Source organism: Sorangium sp. So ce131 (genome assembly GCF_051519095.1).
Lineage (GTDB): Bacteria > Myxococcota_A > Polyangia > Polyangiales > Polyangiaceae > Sorangium.
In genome coordinates this window covers 637,031-655,274 of record NZ_CP150455.1, presented here as the reverse complement: position 1 = coordinate 655,274, position 18,244 = coordinate 637,031, and the positions used below count along the sequence as shown (strand labels likewise).

The window sequence follows — 18,244 nt, the reverse complement described above, 5'->3', positions numbered from 1 at the left end:
GGCCTCCCTTTCTTCTCCCTGTCCGCTCGCCCCCTCATCCCTCGCGCCCCTCACCGCGTCCGGAACGACGGATACGCCGCGACCTCCCCGAGCAGCACCCGCGCGAGCAGCCGCGCCTGCACCTCCAGCACCCTCCGGTAGCTGATCCGGTATCCGAACACCGGGTGTGTCACGAGCTGATCCATCCGCCGCTCGTAGGCCGTCAGGAACTTCTTCCGCCCCGCCGGCTTGAGCGCCACCGCGTCCCCGTGATGCAGGAAGTCGTCCGGCGCGACCACCTCGTTGTTGATCGCCGCCACGACCACCGAGTCCGCGACGATCGGCCGGAACTCCTCCATCAGGTCGAGCGCCAGCGCCGGCCGCCCGAAGCGCGGCTGGTGGTAGAACCCGAGCAGCGGATCCAGCCCGACCGTGCCCAGCGTCACCGCGAGCTCCTTCGCGAGCAGCGCGTACGCGAGCGACAGCATCGCGTTCACCGGATCGCGCGGCGGCCGCCGGTTCCGCCCGTCGAGATCGAAGGCGCCCTTCACCTCGTCCGCGCCCTTCAGCATGCCGGTGAACGCCCCGAAGTACACGCGCGCGGCCGACCCCTCCAGCCCGAGCAGCGACGGCAGCGACGGCGCTTCCGCGGCCTTGCGCGCGAGCTGGTCGAGCTCCGACAGCACCGCCGCCTCGGGCGCCGCGTGGTTGCGCCGGAGCATCGTCCGCGCGTTCTTGATCTTCGACACCACCACGCCGCGCGCGAACGACAGACAGAACGCCTCGTCCGCCGCCGCCCGGTGCTGGGCGACCCGGAGCTCCACGTTCCTCGACTCGAGCCCCGTCGCGCGGCCCAGGTAATACCCGCCGTAGGTCATGAAGCAGAGCGGGATCCCCCGCTCCAGCAGCGCCCGCGTCGCCTGCGTCGAGATCTGCACGTTGCCGAGCAGCGCGACCTGCGACGTGTTCGAGAGCCGCGCCTCGGTCTGCCCCCCGGTCCGGCTGTGGATCACGAGCCGCTCCCCCGAGAGCCCGATGCGCGCCCCCTGCTCCTGCACGTACACGGGGAGCTTGTCGTCGCGCGCCGGGTGCAGCCGCCGGAGCTCCACCTCGCCCACCAGCGCGCCCTCTCCGGGCCTCGCCTCCGCGACCGCCTCGCCCGCCTCCGCGCTCGCCGCGCCGACGAGCCCCCACGGATCCACCTCCAGCGGGCCCTCGATCTCCCCCTCCCCCGCCCCCTCCGCCTCGCTCGGCGCGTCCTCCGCCGCCGCGTCGAGATCCTCCCCGTCCAGGCGCCGCAAGAGGTTCGTCTCGTCGGGCAGGCAGATCCCCACCAGCGAGCAGCCGTTGCACTTCCGGCTGTCCACGAGCGGCGGCGGCATGGCCGCGGCGCCCGTCACCTCCCGCGCGCGCGCCGCGGCGGCCTGCGTCGCGGCGATCAGCGCCTCGTCGATCGCGATCGCGATCCGCCGGCGCGACGCCGCGAAGTAGATCGCCGCCTCGTCGCACGTATACCCGTGCTCGCGCAGGAGCAGCACGTGCGCGCAGAGCTGTGCACGCTCCGGCAGGTACGCGCCCCCGGGCACGTCCGGCGCGTGGCCGCGCTTGTACTCTATCGGCACAAGCCGCCCCGATGCGTCGCCCTCGACCACGTCGATCTTCGCGGTGATGCCGAGCCGCTCCGACGACAGCCACACGCTGCGCGCCTCGTACGGCGCCGGCTCCTCGCCCTCCTCGTCGCTGCCGGCCCGCTTCCCCGGCGCGCGCCGCGGCGGCGCCGGCGAGCGCGTCGCCGCGCCCGGCTCCACGCCAGCGCCACCGCCCGCGCTCGCCGCCTCCGGCTGCTGCAGCGGCGGCAGCTCGCCGCCGGCGACGTCCGCGCGCCGGTGCACGCTCCGGCCCTCGACCGTGAACACGTTGTCCTCGAACTCGCCCTGCGCCCACTCGAGGTAGAGCAGGCGCTCGCAATACAGCACCTCGTTGATCATCCGCGCCGGCACCAGCTCCGGCGGCGCTCCCGACACCGGCAACCGCCGCGGGAGCGGCTTTGCTCGGATCAGCGGCTCGCTCGACTCGCCCGCCACTCCCTCAGCAACTCGCGCCATCCCCACACCACCCCTTTCGAGGCCATACAACGTGGGGTCTCCGCGACGGTCAAGGATCAGAGGGACAAAAGAAAAGGTGATAACTACAAGCGACCTGGCGTAATCCACGCGCACTCGCGCTTGATCGACCCCCTCTTCACAATCAGGCTTCCCGGGCAGGGCGCGCCATGCGCGCCGGCGCGAAGCTGCCGTAGCCGCCCTGATCGCTCCGCCGGATCGCGGACTCGAACACGATGGCGATCCCGCGAGCGCGCAGGACGTGCGGGTCCACCTCGAACACCTCCGGCGAGGTGACGACGGAGCCGATGACCGAGCGCGGAAGCGGGACCGTCCAGATCGGCCACCGGAACGTGCCCGTCTTCCACTCGCCGCTGCAACTGGCCGTCACGATGCGGTCGCCGACGGGCGCCACCCGGAAGAACGGCAGGCCCCGGAACGCCAGCCAGTCCGCGCCCGGCACGCCGAGCTTCTTGTCCTTCGACGGATCGCTCGCGCGAAGCGCATAGTCGCGCGCCGAGGTGTTGTCCCACTGGAGCACCGGCAACGGTCGCTCGTAGCGCCACGGCCCGAACAAGGCCTCTTCCAGATCCTCCGCGCGCACGCCCTGCACGAGCTCGCTCACCATCCCGAGGAACTCCTGCTGCCCCGCGGTGAAATGGAGCGCGGTCGGCTTCGTGTTGCCGTTGTTGTCCACCGCCACGTCCGTCGCGAACGCGGCGGCGAAGGCGAGGCTCCGCCGCACATCCTCGCTCACCAGGTCGCGCAGGTATCTCGCAAAGTGCAGCGGAGGCGGCTTCAAATCGTGCGCCTCGGCCCCGTCGCCGTCCTTGCGATACCGCAGCCGCTCGATGGCGGGCTCTCCCCGGAAGCTCTCCAGATCCTTCACGAGCACGTCGAGCAACACGTCGCGCTCTGGGCCGCCCAGGATCGCCGGCCTGTACGTGCCGCCGGCACGCCAGAGCAGCCTCGGCTCCGGCTGCCCCTCCTTCACCCGGTCGGCGAGCGCGTTGAGCACGCCCAGCGCCGCGAGGAACGCCAGCGGGTTCTTGCCATCAAGCCCGGTCAGCAGGAGCTCGGTCATCTCTCCTCCCTCGCCCCGACGTCGCCGCGCTGCTCTTGCTCGCTCCGCCGGTGATCCGCGAGCCGCAAGATCGCTTCGAGCCATGCCAGGCCGAACCAGCCATAACGCTCCACGAGCCGCCAGAACCGCTCCGCGATGCCCGAATCGAGCCGGGCGAGGCCGTGGTCGCTCGAGACGCGCACGACCGCGCCCTCCGCGTCGAAGGCGAGCTCGACCGGATCCGAATCGACCACCACCGGCGCGAACGGCCGGCACCAGCCGTGATGCGACGCCACGAGGTGCAGGACCAGATCCCGATCACCGGCATCGCCGGTCAGCGGCGAGCAGGCCTCCAGGATCGCCACCGACGAGAGCTCGTGCCGGGCCCCGCGCGGGTACCCGGATCGCTCGATCGCACGGGCCCGCGCAGCGCGATCCGCGGCGACGATCGCGCTCTTCGCGAGGGGCTCGACCGCCACCGCCGCCCGGAGCTCGCTCCCCCCGTGGAGCATCCGCTGGAACCTCGGATCGACCTTCCCGGCGTCATGCCAGCGCGCCGCCAGCTCGACGTCGCGCGCGACCTCCGGCGGGACCCCGCACTGCTCCGCGAACCGCCTGGCCCACGCAGCGACGCCGCCCAGGTGCTCCCGCAGCGTCACCTCCACGCCCGTATGGGACGCGCCGTCGTCCTCCGTCGTCACATCGCCCGCCCCCTCGTCGCGCGCGCGGACGCGGCCGACGAGCGCGAAGTACCCGGGCTCGACGCGCCGCTCACCGCCTTCGCCGACCAGCTCGATCCCGTCGATCCGCACGAGCGCAGGGCGCCTCCTGCCCGTCTCCGCGAGCGCCCTGAGGACCCCGCCGAGCCACGACGCCGCGGTCGTCGCCGCGCTCGCCTCCGAGAGCCACGCGTCCATGGCCGCGCGATCCTCGGCATCCGAGTCCTCGTCCACGGCCGGTTCGGGGGGCTTCGGCCATGCGGGATCCATGACGTCCGCGTGCTGCCGCATCACGTCGGGGTGCAGCCGCAACGTCGGGCGCCCCGTCTGCTGCCATCGAGCGCGGTCGCCCAGGTCCGAGACGGGGTCCCTGGACGAAGGATCCCAGGTGCCTTCGGACAGGCCTCCGTACGTGCTCGGGACGATGATCGTGCTGCCGGCGTGGAGCTTGCCGGGCTCGATCACCCGGCTCTCGTCCCCCTTCCAGAGGAGCACGAGCCGCTTGGCCCGCGGCTTCCGGTCGTCCTCTCCCACCGCACGGCCCTCGACGTCGGCGAGGTCGGGCGCTGCGCCGCCCTGGAGCCACGCGCGGACCGCATGAGCCGGCATCGAGATCGCCTCGAGCCCGACCGGCGCGCACGCCTCCACGCGCTTCAACAAGGCCTCGCGCGCCTCCTCGTCCCGCGTCGCCTGCGCGAGCAGCGCGCCCGTCAGATCGGCGCGCCATACGATTTGCACCTCGGGAGCCTGCTCCTGATCGGTCCCGTGAAGCCACAGCGAGACATCGGGATCGATCTCCGGGACGGGCCTCGTCTGCACCCACGCGTCGAGGTGGGCGGGGAGCATCACGGGCGCGCGCGCCTTCGGCGAGAGCAACACGTCGAGCGCCTCCCCCTCGGGCAGCGTCCCGGCCGTCGCCTGGATGCCGAAGTCGCGCGCCGCCTCGCCGAGCCACGTCCACGTCGCGGCGAGCGCCCGGCCGTAGACCGGATCGACCTGATCCTTGGCGAGCGCGTCCGAGCGAACCAGCACCACGCCGCGCGCGTCCTCGATCGCGCCGAGCCGGTTCAGCCGGCCGAAGCGCTGCCGGAGGGCGTCGAGCGAGGCGCACTCGGTCACCACCGCGTCGAGATCGAAGTCGGCGCCCGCCTCGATGCACTGCGTTGCGACGATGACCAGCGGGCGCGCGGTCGCGTCGCGCGCACGGCCTGAGCGGAGGAGTGGACCGATCCTGGCGTCGAGGTCGTCCCTGTCGAGCGGGCGCATGCGGCCCGTGACGAGGACGACGTCGGCGCCGTCGCCGGCCCGCCTCCGGATCGCGGCGACCACCTCGCGCGCCGTGGCGACGCGGTTGACGATGACGCCGACAGCGCGCCCGGGCGCCACGAAGCGCAGGGCATGGTCGGAGCACGCCTCGGCGAACGCCGCTCGCCTCGCGTCCTCTCCGCCGCTCACCTTCACCTCCGCGAGCGCGACCAGCTTCTTCGCTCGGAGCCGCTTCGCGAGCCGCTCGTCGCGATGATCGTCCTCATTCAACGCGAACAGGCGGCCGCCGCCCGGCGCGGCCGACGCGCCGCCCGGCGTGGCCGACATCTCGACGAACTGCCATCGATCCGGCAGCTCGCGGCGCGCCCACGCGCGGTACCGGCGCAGCGAGGTCAACGTCTCGCGGAAGGGCTGCGACAGGTGCACCTCGTCGAGCAGCAGGAGCGCGTCGTTGCCGAGCAGCCCCGCGTGGATCGGGCGCATGGCGTCGCTCACGCCGTAGCCGCGGAAGAGCAGCCGCGAGCCGACCTGGTCCACGGTCGAGACGGCCACGAGCGGCTGATCGGGCCTCCTCGCCCACGCGTCGTCCCGCGGCATGCCGCCGCGGAGCTGCGCCAGCGCGAGCGGCGCCTCGTCCTCCCGGAGACCGGCGAGCGCCCGGAGCCGATCGGCCACCGCGCGAAGGACGCCGTCCCGCGCGCCGACCAGCGCCGCGGCGACCGCCTTCGCGCGCTCGAAAGCCTGATCGACGACCGTCCGCCGGTCCACGACCATCACGATGCGCCGCGGGGCCTTACGCTGCGCCGGCGGCGACGCGGCGTCGAGCGCGAGGTGGAAGAGCGCGACGTCGATCGCCGCCGTCTTGCCCGTGCCCGTGGGCAGATCGAGCAACGCGGGCCAGCTCCCCTCGCGCGCGACCTCGGCGAGCAGCCTCGCCTGCCATGGAAACGGCGCGGCACGGTGGATCGCCTCGAAGTACGCGGCGAAGTCGCCGGGCGAGAGCTCAGCCATGTCCCCTCAGCGGCCGGAAGAGGCCGAGGCCGAAGTAACGTCCGGCGCCGATCAGGATCGGCCCCCTCACCGGCACGTCGAACGTGAGCGTCGCGTGCACCAGGACGCGCTGCAGGGGAGGCGTGCCCGCCTGGAACGGCGGGAAGTGCCGGGCCTTGTCGGCGCCCGCGAGCGGCGCCGCCGGCACGACCGTCACGCGCGCCGGGCGTGGCAGGCCGATCCGCTCGCACGCCGTGGCGACGGTCGCCTCCGCGTCGGCGTAGGCCGCGGCCTCCTTTCGCGGATCACGCGCGCCGAGATCACCCGGGTTGCGATCGAGCGCGACCGGCGTGGCGCTGGCCCAGGATGCGGCCTCGGCGCACCACGTCGCCGGCCGCAAGGTCGACTGGGACGCCTGCTCTTCCAGCCGCTCGAGGACGAGCTCGCCGGCCCTGCCGAGGTAGACCGGGAGCCGCGGCGACTCCTCATCGCCGTCGCGCCGCTGCCGCTGCCAGGCGTCCAGCGCACGGTAGACGGCGAGCCGCTCGTCGCGCGTCGCGTCCCGCGGCAGGACCAGCGCCACGCCGAGGATCGTGCCGTCGGCGTGCTCGCTGCCGACGAACGGCAGCGGGACATACGCGAGGTGGGGGCGCTCGCTCGGGCCGCCGGACGCGTGGTGCCCCGAGAGGATCTCGGGCGCGCCGGGGCCGTAGGACGCCATCATCGCCTTGCGCACGGTGCGGGCGACGTCGACGGCCCGGGACGAGGGCAGGCGCGGGCCGGCACGACGACGCAGGACGATCCACCCGTCGCCGAACCGGGTCGCCGGCGCGTTCGCCTCGCCGGCGACGCGAGGCCGGACGTAGCGCTGGAACGACGCCGGCATGACCCGTCCGGGCGCGTCGGCCTGGAGCTCGAAGGCCTCGCAGAGGGCGTCCAGCTGGCCTGGACCGACGACGCGGAGCACCGCCTCGTCGCCGGCGCGGCCCGGGCCGACGTCGTCCGGGATCCAGGTCGCCTCGGGGCGATCGTTGCGCACACGGACCGTCACGAGCGACGAGGAGTGCCCGAGCCGCGTCACACGCGCGGCGAGCGCGTCCAGCGTCGCGCGCTGCCCGGGTGTGGGGTCCGCGCTCGGCCATGCGAAGACGATGCGGGGCACGGCGGGGCCCACCTCGGAGGGTGAACTCGACGGGAAGGTGCGCGGCTGCCTCGTCCGGCGGTCGGGCAGGAGCGACTCGGCCTTGCCCGGCCCGTCTTTTCCCTCCTTCCCCGCCGGGACGGGCGCGATCGCCTTGCGCACGGCATCCAGAAAGCGCGACTCGGCCTTGGCGAGCTTCTTCTCCGCGGCGGCGAGCGGCTTGCCGCCCTTCGGCCGCACGGCGTCGAGCTCGGCGCGTGCCTCGCGTACCGTGAACGCCTCGTCGTCGAGCGAGCCGACCACGCTCGTGTCGTTCACCGGCACGAACACGGTCACGACCTCCCGCGCGGCGGCCTCGGGGGCCGAGATCTCGGGGGGGCCCTGCTGCTCCAGCCACTCCAGCGCGGCGCGCTCGTCCTCGGACTGAGGGTCGGGCGCTTCGAAGTGCGCCGCGACGAGGGCCGAGAACAGCCTCGCCGGGTGCGGCGGCCACTCGGCCCGACCGCGGTCGTCGATCGCGGTCGCCACGTAACGACCGGTCAGCAGGGCGACCTCGATCGCGAGCATCAGCCCTCGCCCTCGGCCTCGCCGCGCGCCGCCAGCTCGCGGCTCTTCCGGATGAGGCCAGCGAGCTTCGGCGCCGGCGTGAGCGTGATCGGCTTCGGATCCCAGCCGAGGCCGAGCTGCCGCGCTTTGTGCTCGGCGCCCTTCAGCAGGGCCGCTGCCTCGGCCCGAGAGAGGGAGAAGCGCTCCGGCTCGCCGCCGTCTCGTCCGATGAGCTCGAAGAGGAGGGGCTCTTTCGGGACGAGGAGGGAGCGCGAGCGGAGATCGTAGCCCTGGTCGCGCTGGTAGACGATCGCGGCGAGCGCCAGCGCGGCGAGGGCGGTGCGCGCCGCCGCCTCGGCCGCGTCGCGCTGCTCGGCCGGCAGGCGCTCGCCCGAGCAGGCGGTCTGGAAGCGCAGGCGGCGGAGGGCGCCGAGCGAGAGCACGGTGGTCTGCACGGCGTGGCTCATGGTCACCCCGCCCGCCTCCCCGTCGATGCTCGGCGGGATGTTCCCGTGGTTGATGGCCGACGGAGAGCCCTTCTTGCCGTCACCGCCGCTGCGCGAGAACTCGACCGGCTTGCCCTTGGAAAGCTCGGCGTCCTTCGGGTCGACGGTCCAGTCCTGGCTCGGGTCCTTGTGCTTGAAGACCGGTCCTGCCTTCGTCTGGATGCTGGCAGGGTCGAGGCGGCTCGCCGTCTTGACGCCCGTCGCGACGTCGATCCCGACGATCTCGGAGACGAGGCAACGCTGGAACTTCGCGCCCATGCCGCCCTTCGGCCCGGTGCTGTCCCACACGCCCAGCACGAGCGCTGTTGGGCAGTATTTGAACATGGCCGTCGCGTGGGTCGGGCGCGCGTCGGTCACCTCCTTGCCGACGGCCGTGTGACGGAAGGGCGTGCCGCCCAGCACGCTGTCGCGAAGGAGCGCGTCAGCGATGCGGTGCGGGGCCTGGAGCGCGGTGATCTGCTCGAGGTCCGCGAGCCCCTCCTCGTTGGAGAAGTCGACCTGCACGACCGGGAAGGGGAGCTCCCCTCGCCGCCATCCCTCCAGCAGCGCCTCCTCGAAGCGGTTTGCCTGGGAAGCGACCGAGTCGAGGAGCACGGTAGTCACCTCGCGTCCGTCGATGCGCCGCGGCTCCATCGCGTACTTCGTGGTGGCGCTGCGCTCCTTCACGTAGGTCGGCGGGAAGACCTTGTCTCCGGGGCCTCCCGCGGGCTCGAGGCGCGTGATCGCGCGGATGGCGGCGGCGCCGCCGGCGACGGCGTTCGTGAGGGTGTCGAGATCGAGAGATCGCATCGGTCCTCCGTGGGCGGAGCAGGCTGAAGAACGACAGGACGTGTGAAGCGCGTGGGCCCGCGCGAGCGGCGACGCCGGTCCAGAATACCGTACTCCGTCATGATCCCGGCGAGCTTGGTCGCTGGTGCCGAGGACTGCCCCGATCAGCGCGCGGAGCGGTCTCGTTCACCCACCCGTCGGTCACTGTAACGAAGACCTGGCGGCCCGTCGACCCATGCGTGCGCGGTCTCGAATTCACCGTCCGGGCGCTGGAGACCAGAAGGAGAGCGACGCGGACCGCTCCGTGGCAACGGGCTGGAGCGCGGGTATCGCGATCCGGTCGACGTCGAGCCCGGCGCCGTAGAAAAACGGGCGGAGCTCCTGGCGGGCCGCGCGCGGCTCGCGAGGCGGCGCACCGTGCCTGAGAATGCCCTGGCGTGGTGGTGTGGCCGGGAGCCGCGGGCTCGCCGCGTCAGATGGTGGTCAGCGCCGAGGTGCTATGTTCCCTCCGCGCCCATGGTCGCCGCCGCGCACCTGCCGCTTCCGTCCCCGACCTCCACCTCGCCCGCGGGTGAGCAGCGGTTCGTGCTCTACGGCGTGCCCTGGCAGACGTACGTGAGGCTACGTGACGAGCTGGACACCCCCGGCCTGCGGATGACGTTCTATGAGGGGACGCTGGAGCTGATGCGTCCATCGCTCGAGCACGAAGCAGCGAAGAAAAGCATCGGCCGCCTGGTCGAGCTTTTCGCGCTCGAGCGGGATGTGCCGCTCCACGGCTACGGCTCGATGACCTTTCGTCGTGAAGCCAAGGCACGCGGCCTCGAGCCCGACGAGTGTTACTGCGTGGGCGGCACGCTCAAGGAGTTTCCTGATCTCGCGATCGAGGTGGTTCCGATGAGCGGTGGGCTCGACAAGCTTCCCGTTTACAGCGGGCTCGGGGTGCGTGAGGTCTGGTTCTGGGAGCGCGACGTGTTCCATCTCCATGCGTCGCGCGGCGAGGAGTACGAAGCGATCGCGACAAGCGAGCTCCTCCCGGAGCTGGATCTCGGTGAGCTAGCGCGTTTCGTGCGCTGGCCTGACCAGCACGAGGCGGTCAAGGCGTTCCGCGACTCGCTGCGGGGAACACGCTGAGCTTGTTCGCTCGGTGCCTGATGCGCGCTACTTCCTTGCCTCACAAGGCTGGCCAGGAATCCCGAGAGATTTCAACGCAAAGCCGCAAAGACGCAAACCAGAATTTTCTCTGTATTTTTGCGCCTTTGCGCCTTTGCGCCTTTGCGTTGAAATCTCTCTTCTATTGCCGTGATCCCTGCCAAGACTTCTGACAGGCCGAATCACCTGAGACGCCGAGGGCTCATCCTGCGCCCGGCGGACGCCATTCCGCATGACCCCGCCCGGATACCGCGATTCACCCTTCCGCGAACTCCGGAGAGAGCCGCACGTCCTTGAGCTCGGCGCCGAGCAGCTCGATGGCGGCCGTGACGAGCGGGTGCTCGGCCACGGCCCGCCGGGCGGCCTCGACGCGGGCTTTGCGCTCGGCGGTCTCGACCTGAGCGAGCGAGGGGCCGGCGTTGCCGCGGGTGATCGTCTCGAAGACGAGCTCGACCGGGCCGCCGAAATGGGCGCGCAGGGCGTTGCCAAGCAGGTCGCGGGCCGGGGGTTCGGTGGCCTGACCGGACAGGAAGGAGTTCGCCTCGTAGCCGAGGACGACGCGGGTCGGTGTGAGCTCGATGACAGCCGCGTGCTCGAGCACGGAGGCCAGCGCGGGGCGTTGCCCCCGGATCGCCGCGAGCACCGCGCGCCAGGTGGCAAGGTCGTCGGCGCTCATGGCGGGAGGCGGCACGCTCGATCTTATCGCCGCGCCGGGCGCTCCGGTGGGCGGAGCGCTGCGCGGCGTGAGCGGCGGCGCGCTGTCGGCGCGGAACCCCGGCGCGGGCGCGCCGTTCGTGTGGTCCGTGCCCCTCGCGAAGGCGGGGGCGACGCCGTTCACGCCCGGCGCACTGAACGCGAAGGCGGCGCCGTTCGCCGCCGCCGCGCCGTTCGCCCGCGCCAGACCGTTCGCTGTCGCGACGCCGTTCGCCGCCATCCCGTTCGCCGCCGGCGCGCCGTACCCCCTCGCCACCCCGTTCGCGGCCGCGGCGCCGTTCGCGGCTGCGACGCCGTTCGCCGCCATCCCGTTCGCCGCCGGCGCGCCGTACCCCCTCGCCATCCCATTCGCGGCCGCGGCGCCGTTCGCGGCTGCGACGCCGTTCGCCGCCATCCCGTTCGCCGCCGGCGCGCCGTACGCCCTCACCACCCCGTTCGCAGCCGCGGCGCCGTTCGGCGCCACGCCGTTCATGCCCCTCGCGCCGTTGCCGTTCGCTGCCGCGACACCGTTCGCCGCCGCGCCGTTCACGGCCGCTGCGCCGTTCGCCGCCATCCCGTTCGCCGTCGGCGCGCCGTACCCCCTCGCCACCCCGTTCGCGGCCGCGCCGTTCGCGGCTACCGCCCCGTGCGCGGCCGTCATGCCGTTCACCGCCGCCGCGCCGTTTGCCGACGCTGCACCCGGCGGTTCGCCCCGCCATGGCGCTGGCGCTGCGCCGTGGACCGCGGCCATGCCATGGCCAGCTCCGCCCGTCGCCGCGCCGCTCGCCATCGCCGCGCCGCTCGCCACCGCCGCGCCGCTCGCCGCCCCCGCGCCGCGCGCCTCCTCCCCCACAGCCTCCGCCATCCCCGCCGCGCGCCGCGGCGCGGCCGCTCCGCCGGCCGGCGCCCCGGGCCGCTGCGGCGCGCGCTCCGTCGCCCCGCCGCCGCCACCACCCCCGCCGCCCCCGCCGCCGTTCAGCCGCCGCTCGAGATCGCCGAGCCGGCGCAGCAGCTCGTCGATCGGCAGGAGCGGAGGCCGCCTGGCGAGCCGCACGAGCGCCATCTCGAGCGAGGCCCGCGGCTGGCCGCTCCGGACGATGTCGTCGAAGGATCGCGAGAACCCCTGGTGCAGCCGCGTGAGATCGTCCGCGTCGGCGCGCGCCGCGAGCGCGCGCGCGTCGGCGATCTCCTCGTCGGCGAGATCGAGCAGCGGCGACGGATCCTCGCAGACCTTCGCCACCACGAGGTCGCGCAGGTGCGCGAGGAAGTCGCGGGCCACGTGGGGCAGGTCGTAGCCCTCCTGCGCGAGCTCGCCGACGATGCGCACGCACGCCGCGGGATCGCCGTCCACGAGCGCCTCCGCCAGGCGGTGCAGCACCACGCGGTCGGCGACGCCGAGCACCTTCGCCACGCCCTCGGCCGTGATGCGGTCGCCGCTCGTGCCCACCCAGGCGATCACCTGGTCGAGCAGGCTCATCGCGTCGCGCATGCTGCCCGCGGCCTCCCGCGCGAGCGCGCTGAGCGCCACGTCGTCGGCCGGGATCCGCTCCTGCTCGAGCACCCAGCGGAGCCGCGCCGCGATCTGCTGCGCGCCGATGAGCTTGAAGTCGTAGCGCTGGCAGCGGCTCAGGATCGTGACCGGGACCTTGTGCACCTCGGTCGTCGCGAAGATGAACTTCACGTGCGGAGGCGGCTCCTCCAGCGTCTTCAGGAACGCGTTCCACGCCGCGTTCGAGAGCATGTGGACCTCGTCCACGATGAAGATCTTGAAGCGGTCGCGCGACGGCCGGTACGGCAGGCTCTCCTGGAGCTTGCGCACCTCGTCCACGCCGTTGTAGCTCGCGCCGTCGATCTCCTGGACGTCGACGTCCGCGCCCACCGTGATCTCGGCGCACGCCGCGCACGTCTGGCACGGCTTCGCCGTGGGGCCGTGCACGCAGTTCAGCGCCTTCGCGAGGATGCGGGCGCTCGTCGTCTTGCCGACCCCGCGGACGCCCGTGAAGAGGAACGCGTGCGCGACGCGGTCCCGCGCGATGGCGTTGGCCAGCGTCGTGGATACGTGCTCCTGGCCGACGAGATCCTCGAAGGACTGCGGGCGCCACTTCCGCGCGAGGACGACGTAGCTCATACGCTGCTCGACTAGCACCTTCTCGCGTGCGCGTCGCCGCGGCTGTCACCGGAGCCGCGGCCGCCCCGCGTTCCTCTGCATTCCGGAGAGCCTGCCAGAGTTGCCGCACCGGGCGCACCTGCTCCGCCATGACCAGGACGGCGGGGCCAAGGAAGTCCCTGGAGAGGCGGACGAGACGCCCCCTCCGCGGCCCCTCCCCTTCCCGCTCCCCTTCCCGCTCCCTTCCCGCTCCCTTCCCGCTCCCTTCCCGGTTGCGGCGCGGCGCGGTTCACGGCATAGACCGCCGCCTGACCATGCAATTTCGCGGCGGAATGAATGAGCTGGTTCGCCAGGCGGCGCGCATGCAGCGCAAGATCGACCAGGTGAAGGGCGAGCTGAAGGACCGCGAGGTGAGCGCGACCGCCGCCGGCGACAAGGTCACGGTCGTGGTCTCCTGCGAGGGGAAGGTGCGCAGGATCGACGTCGACCCGGAGTTCCTCGCGAGCGAGGGCCTGGAAATGGCGCTCGACGCGATCGTGGCGGCGTCGAACTCGGCGCTCGAGACGGCCGACAAGCTCGTCGAGGGCGAGATCGCCAAGGTGACCGGCGGCGTCAAGCTCCCCGGCATGCACACTTGACCGCATTGCGTCCCCCGGCGTCGCTCCCCGGCTCCTCCAACCTCCCGAACGGCGGCCGGGGCGCGCCCGCCGCCGGCTTCCGGAGCGCGCCCGGCGGCCTGCCCGGGCGGCTGTCGCGGGTCGCCCAGCTGCTCGCGCGCCTGCCGGGGGTCGGCGAGAAGACGGCGCAGCGCTTCGCCCTGTTCCTCGCGACCGGCGGCGCGGACACCGCGCGCGAGCTCGGCGGCGAGCTCGCGGAGCTCAGCGACCACATCCGGCCGTGCGCCCGGTGCGGCCACATCGCCGAGGTCGCCGAGACGCACGGCGACGCCCCGGCGCTCTGCGCGATCTGCCTGGACACCCGGCGCGACGGCGGGCTCCTGTGCGTCGTCGCGCGCGTCCAGGACCTGCTCGCCATCGAGCGGAGCGGGGCGATGCGCGGGCGCTACTTCGTGCTCGGCCGGCTCCTCTCGCCGCTCGAAGGGGTCGGCGCCGAGGAGCTGCCGCTCGAGGCGCTCCGGGCGCGTGTGCGCGACCCCGAAGAGCCCGTCCGGGAGGTGCTGGTCGCGACCCCGCCCTCCGTCGACGGCGAGGCGACGGCCCTGCTCGTCGCGCGCGAGCTCGGCGCCCTGGGGATCCAGGTCACGCGGATCGCGAGCGGCGTGCCCCACGGTGGAGATCTGGAGTTCGCCGACCAGGTGACCCTGGGGCGAGCCATCGAAGGCCGGAAACACTTCGGCTAGAGAGGGGACGGCGAGCACCGGTCCCCGGACCCGCGAGAGCGAGGACCGGGGCGGGCGGAACACCCGCCCCCGAGGCGCTCCACGATTTCAGAGGTCAACATGTCCAAAACAGCCATCACATCCGACCGGGCCCCGCGCGCAATCGGCCCGTACTCGCAGGCGGTCAAGGCCGGCCACCTCGTCTTTTGCAGCGGCCAGATCCCGGTCGACCCCGCGACGGGCGAGCTCGTCGAAGGCGGCATCGACGTCCAGACGGCCCAGGTGATCAAGAACCTCACCGAGGTGCTGTCCGCGGCCGGCGCGACCTGGGACGACGTGGTGAAGACCACGATCTACCTGACGGACCTCGCGAACTTCGCCGTCGTCAACCAGGTGTACGGGATGGCCGTCGGCGGCGTGTTGCCCGCGCGAGCGACGGTGCAGGTGGCGGCGCTCCCCAAGGGCGCCGCCGTCGAGATCGAAGCTGTTGCCCATCTTTCGCGATAATCGGGGAGCCGCGGCCGCGGTCCCCATCTCCTAAAAATGTCCCCGGGAGCCTCGACATGAGCACAAAGAACGAGATCGAGAGCACGGAGCGGACCGCCGGCGCAGCCGCTGAGCCTGCGCACGAGGGCGCCCCCGATGCAGAGAGCGCAGACAAGCCGCGCGCGCGGAGGGTCGTCCGCTCGGCGAGCACCTCCGCGAGCGCGAGCGGCGCGAAGCGGGCCGACGAGGCCGAGGGCGCCTCGGCCCAGCCCGAAGGCGAGGCGCCGCGGCCCTCGTCGAAGGCCGCCGCCAAGGAGCCCCAGGCCTCGCTGCTGGACGTGATCGCGCCCCGCAAGCGGCCGGTGCTCGCGGATCCGCCGCCGGCCGCGCCGGCCACGACGGAAGACGCCGCGCCGCCGCCCACCGCGGCGCCGCGGGTGCGCGACTTCCGCGCGCCGAGGCCCGAACGAGCGGCCGCGGCGCCCAGCGGGCCCCGGCCCGACCGCGGCCCCAGGCCCGATCGCGGACCCCGGCCCGATCGCGGGCCCCGGCCCGATCGCGGACCTCGGCCCGACCGCGGGCCCCGGCCCGACCGCGGACCCCGGCCCGACCGCGGGCCCCGGCTGGAGCGCGGACCCGGCGCGGAGCAGGGCGCGCGAGCGGAGCAAGGCGCCGGGCCCAGGGCAGATCAAGGCCCCCGCGCGGAGCGAGGGCCGAGGCCGGAGCGCGGCCTCTCGGCCAGGCCGGTGGCGGACGGCGGGCGGGCGCAGGGCGCTCGGCCCGGGGCGAAGGGGCCGGCGGGCTCCGCGCGGCCGGCCGGCGCGGCGTCGCAGCAGAGCCAGCGCATGGTGACCGTGACCGGGCAGGGCGCGACCGCGACGGTCGTGACGGGCAAGGACGTCCGTCCGCCGCAGGGCCAGCCGCAGGGCCCGTCGAGGCCGGCGCACCTCCTGTTCTCGCTGCCGGCGGCCAAGGCGAAGCAGGCCGCGGGCTCGGACAAGCCGGCGCTCACGGCGCGCGAGGCGCTGAGCGCGCGCACCAAGGCGAAGCAGGCCGCGGCGAAGCCCAAGGCCGACAGCGGCGCGCGCCCCGAGGGCAGCGCGGGCGCCGAGCCGAAGGTCGACTTCGACGCCGAGGTGCTCGCCGCGGGCTGGGACCGGGCGCTCGAGGCGCTGCGGTCGGCCGGCGACGCCGCGCCGGCGCTCGTCGACGCCTGGCTCGCCGCCTCCAACGCGGAGGCGATCGCGGCGGCTGCCGAGGCGGAGGACGCCTCCGGGGCGGCGCGCAAGGCGGCGCGGCGCGCGCTCAACGTGCTGAAGTCGCGCGGGGCGGCGATCCCGACGCGCCCGCGCGTGGCGCGGCTCGCGGAGGACCGCGCCGAGGTGATCGAGGCGACGCTGATCCCGCCCGACTCGAGCGGGACCGAGGCGATCGCGATCACGAGCCGCGACACGAGCGGCCGCTACCGGATCGCGGAGGTGATCGTGCGCGACTCGGTCGGCGTGCTCCACGCCGGCGCCGGGTGGCTCAGCGGCTCGCAGCTCAAGGAGGGCCGCGCGCGCGCCTACGACAACCTCGGCACCGCGCCCGTCCCCGTCCCCGTCGAGTGGGCGCGGCACCGGATCGCGGCCGCGAAGCGCCAGAACGCGTCGACAGGGCAGGTCCTGCCGCTCGGGCTCGAGGGATGTCGCGACCTCATCGAGCCCGCGCCGGAGGCCGAGCCGACGCACCCGGTGGCCGACCTCGAGGAGAGCCTGTCGGCCGAGCTGGTGACGGCGCTGATCCCCACCTCCGCCTCCCTGCACGACGAGCCGGAGTTCCGCCACTGGCTGCCCGCGCGCCAGGCGCTCGACGAGCTCTTGCAGAAGGTCGGCCAGCGGCTCGGGGCCGCCGGCATGCGCGATCCCGAGCAGGTGAACGCCGCGCTGCGCGAGGAGCTCGAGCTCGCGACCGACCGGTTCTTCTCGCCCGAGGTGCGCTCGGTGCTCGCGACGCGCATGCGCAGCAGCGCCGTCTCGCTGCGGGCGCGCAAGGGCGACGCGGCGGCGACCAACGCCCTCGCGATCGCGCGCGCGATCAAGGAGGCCGGGCTCATCACCTCGCCCCCGCGCGAGATCCCCTTCCTCGCGGCCTTCTTCCAGAAGGCCCTCGGCGTGCTCGCGCAGCAGGGCGGCGGGCAGCTGCGGGTGCCGGTGCCCGCGGGCGCGGCGCCGTCCGCCGGGGCAGCCCCGGCCGCGCAGGGCGGTGAGGAGGCGGCAGGGGCGCAGGGCGGCGAGCAAGCCGCCGAAGCGCCGGAAGCCGAGGCCCAGCCGCCGGCCGGCGGCTGACCGGGGGCGCCGGCCGAGCCGGCGCGCCGGTGCCGCAACACGACACGACGCGACGCGACGCGACGCGACGCGACGCACACGACAGACAAGCGACACGACCAACGCAACGCCGCGAGGCGAGCGCCGGGTGGCCCCGGGCTCGCCTCGCGGCGTTTCGTCCTGTGCTTTCCCTGGGCCTCGCCGCGGCGCTACGCCGCGGCGCTACTTCACGACGAGGTCGATGTCGCCGCGCTCGGCGACGACCTCGAGCCACCCGCCCTCGCCGTCGCCCATCGTGTACGACCTCGCGCTGCCCTCGCCGGCGACCACCCACGTCGAGGGCAGGTCCCGCTCGACGAGCTCGCCGAGCTTCGCCTGCGCGGTCATCGTCCCGTCCACCTGCGCCGGCAGGGCGAGCTCGATGCTCCCGTCGCCCGACCGGATCAGGCCGTCCACGTCGCTCCACCCGTCGACGTCGGCGGAGATGCTGCCGCTGGCCGTGACCAGGTCGACCGCGCCGCCGGCGCCGACCACGTCGATGTTGCCGCTGCGGCTCTCGACCACGGTGGCGCGGGACGACCGCGCGCCGTCGAGGTCGACGCGGACGTCGCCGTCGCCCTGGTCGACCCGGAGCGCGCCGTCGAAGCGCGCGGGGAGGACGACCCGGATGTGGGCGCCGAGATGCGGGGAGAGATCGCCCCAGGCGTCCTTGAACTTCTGCGTCGCGATGACGACGGCGTCGTCGGCCTCCGCGGTGAGGACGAGCTGGTCTCGTATCTCGTCCATCGCGTACTGCCCCTCCCCGTCCGCGCGCTTGATGAACGGCGAGAAGGTGACCTCGACGTCGTCCACGTCCCCGGTGGTGACCTCGACCTCGCCCTTGATGCTCGAGATGCGGACGCTCTGGGTCGGGCGGTACGCGACGAGCGCGCTCACCTCGTCGCCTTCGTAGACGAGCAGCGGCGTGGTGCCGGGGAAGCAGCCGGCCGTCGCCGCGGCGGAAGCGGCGCTGATCAGGGAGCAGGCGATTCGAAGCGAGCGGCTCATCGTGGTGTCCTCCCGGGAGGTCGGGCGGCGAGCGGCG

General features: G+C 73.8%; 12 protein-coding genes. 5 read left to right on the top strand and 7 right to left on the bottom strand.

Annotated elements, in window-relative coordinates:
• Positions 1 to 50: 50 nt before the first annotated feature.
• The 5 genes from cas1 to cas7g form a co-directional block, all read right to left on the bottom strand.
• A complete protein-coding gene (cas1, locus tag WMF43_RS02450) occupies positions 51 to 2,084 on the bottom strand; it encodes a CRISPR-associated endonuclease Cas1 (protein WP_437677232.1) in 2,034 nt (677 codons plus the stop codon).
• A 142-nt stretch (positions 2,085 to 2,226) separates the two neighbouring features.
• Entirely contained in the window at positions 2,227 to 3,165 is a 939-nt protein-coding gene (locus WMF43_RS02445) for a type I-G CRISPR-associated protein, Cas3-extension family (RefSeq protein WP_437677231.1), read from the bottom strand.
• On the bottom strand, positions 3,162 to 6,140 hold the full coding sequence (gene cas3g / locus WMF43_RS02440) for a type I-G CRISPR-associated helicase/endonuclease Cas3g (protein ID WP_437677229.1): 2,979 nt from the start codon (positions 6,138 to 6,140) through the stop codon (positions 3,162 to 3,164). The genes WMF43_RS02445 and cas3g overlap by 4 nt, the downstream gene beginning before the upstream one ends.
• A complete protein-coding gene (csb2, locus tag WMF43_RS02435) occupies positions 6,133 to 7,827 on the bottom strand; it encodes a type I-G CRISPR-associated protein Csb2 (protein ID WP_437677227.1) in 1,695 nt (564 codons plus the stop codon). Before csb2 ends, cas3g begins: the two co-directional genes overlap by 8 nt.
• Complete coding sequence (gene cas7g, locus WMF43_RS02430) at positions 7,827 to 9,101, bottom strand: type I-G CRISPR-associated RAMP protein Csb1/Cas7g (protein ID WP_437677225.1); 1,275 nt, start codon at positions 9,099 to 9,101, stop codon at positions 7,827 to 7,829. Before cas7g ends, csb2 begins: the two co-directional genes overlap by 1 nt.
• A 495-nt stretch (positions 9,102 to 9,596) precedes the next feature.
• Here cas7g and WMF43_RS02425 point away from each other — a divergent pair, with 495 nt between their 5' ends.
• Entirely contained in the window at positions 9,597 to 10,211 is a 615-nt protein-coding gene (locus WMF43_RS02425) for a Uma2 family endonuclease (protein ID WP_437677224.1), read from the top strand.
• A 274-nt stretch (positions 10,212 to 10,485) separates the two neighbouring features.
• Here the strand turns inward: WMF43_RS02425 and dnaX are convergent, their stop codons facing one another.
• Positions 10,486 to 13,050 carry a DNA polymerase III subunit gamma/tau gene (gene dnaX, locus WMF43_RS02420; protein ID WP_437677222.1) on the bottom strand — a complete coding sequence of 855 codons (2,565 nt, stop codon included), beginning with the start codon at positions 13,048 to 13,050 and terminating at the stop codon, positions 10,486 to 10,488.
• Between the two features lie 293 nt (positions 13,051 to 13,343).
• Between dnaX and WMF43_RS02415 the strand changes: the two genes are divergently transcribed.
• The 4 genes from WMF43_RS02415 to WMF43_RS02400 all read left to right on the top strand — a co-directional run bounded on the left by WMF43_RS02415 (position 13,344) and on the right by WMF43_RS02400 (position 17,181).
• A complete protein-coding gene (locus WMF43_RS02415) occupies positions 13,344 to 13,667 on the top strand; it encodes a YbaB/EbfC family nucleoid-associated protein (protein WP_104977174.1) in 324 nt (107 codons plus the stop codon).
• Positions 13,664 to 14,389, top strand: a complete 726-nt coding sequence (gene recR, locus WMF43_RS02410) for a recombination mediator RecR (protein WP_437677220.1) — start codon at positions 13,664 to 13,666, stop codon at positions 14,387 to 14,389. The genes WMF43_RS02415 and recR overlap by 4 nt, the downstream gene beginning before the upstream one ends.
• Before the next feature lie 99 nt (positions 14,390 to 14,488).
• A complete protein-coding gene (locus tag WMF43_RS02405) occupies positions 14,489 to 14,875 on the top strand; it encodes a RidA family protein (protein WP_437677219.1) in 387 nt (128 codons plus the stop codon).
• 56 nt (positions 14,876 to 14,931) lie between these two features.
• The gene (locus tag WMF43_RS02400) at positions 14,932 to 17,181 is read left to right on the top strand and encodes a hypothetical protein (protein WP_437677217.1); all 2,250 of its coding nucleotides are present in this window, start codon (positions 14,932 to 14,934) and stop codon (positions 17,179 to 17,181) included.
• A gap of 201 nt (positions 17,182 to 17,382) precedes the next feature.
• Here WMF43_RS02400 and WMF43_RS02395 read toward each other — a convergent pair whose 3' ends face one another.
• Complete coding sequence (locus WMF43_RS02395) at positions 17,383 to 18,207, bottom strand: hypothetical protein (protein WP_437677215.1); 825 nt, start codon at positions 18,205 to 18,207, stop codon at positions 17,383 to 17,385.
• Positions 18,208 to 18,244 lie beyond the last annotated feature (37 nt).